The 1,093-nt window shown below is 57.9% G+C and carries 1 pseudogene; it reads left to right on the top strand.

The features are described 5' to 3' along the window. Positions 1–86 precede the first annotated feature (86 nt). A pseudogene (locus EOA85_RS35870) lies at positions 87–188 on the top strand (IS110 family transposase); the annotation flags it as partial. Between the last annotated feature and the right edge of the window lie 905 nt (positions 189–1,093).

Here is a 1,093-nt window from a genome sequence, read left to right as displayed (position 1 = left end):
GTCTTGGAGGGTGGCTGTTCCCCGATAGGAATGGAAATACGGGCTCACGACCTGACGCCGGGCCCAAGCATCATTGGAGAACAGCCATGGAAGAATTTATCGGTCTCGACGTGTCGATGAAAGAGACGGCGGTGTCGATCCGCCGCGAAGGCAAGCGCGTCTGGCGCGGGACGTGCGCCTCAGACCCCATCATGCGGCGACTGATGTCGACTGCAAAGACAGCCGTGTACCCGGAAAACGCATCTCAAAGCGCGAAGATACTTGACGTCCCTGCCGTGATTAGACAACCCCATCACGCTATAGCTGCCAGACCCCGCAGGTGCTTACGAACTTGGAAGCGTGGATCCGTCGAAGACGACGCATGTATCTCTGGCGGCAATGGGGGAACGGGCACAACCGCTTCAAGGAACTCCGCCGTCATGGCGTGCCAAAGTTCGGAGCTGCGGTTGCCGCCGGTTCACCGACGGATTCGGGTGCATGTGAGGACACCCGGCGGTCCAACAGGCCCTACGCAACCATTACTTCGAGTCTCTCGGCCTCCCTCGACTCCATGTCTCTGCCCAAGCTCAATCCGATCGAACCGCCGTGGTACGGACCTGTATGCCCAGGTGGTGTGGGAGGGGCGGCGTCGCGAGGCGTCCCCCTATCCTGATCAATCTGCATTGCAACAACCATGTCGCATAGATTTTACGACAACAACACACTCGATCGACTGTTTTTGGTTAAAACTCCGCTTGTGTTTGCGCCAAGCGGGAGTTTTGTGATGTTGCACGGTCGACCGCTTGCGTCCAACGCTGCGGGAACTTCGCTTTAACCCGGAACGGAACACCCCCTTTTCCAGCTTTCGGCCGCGATCGGCATCAAAAAAACGGTGAGCTATCAGTATCCATAGAGGGAGGTAGATAATGGACTCTGAGACCATCGGCTTTATGCCTGCCGTCGAGCTGGCCGAGCTGATCCGCACCAAAGAGATTTCGCCCGTCGAGTACATGCGCGTGCTGCTGGCCCGCATTGCCGAGCTGGAGCCCAAGGTGAACGCCTTTGCCTACTTTGCCGCAGATCGCGCGATGAATGATGCGAAAAAGGCGGAAAC

This window comes from Mesorhizobium sp. M5C.F.Ca.IN.020.29.1.1, assembly GCF_003997375.1.
Lineage (GTDB): Bacteria > Pseudomonadota > Alphaproteobacteria > Rhizobiales > Rhizobiaceae > Mesorhizobium > Mesorhizobium wenxiniae.
Note: the sequence above shows the minus strand (reverse complement) of the source record. Positions and strands in the feature narration are given on the sequence as shown.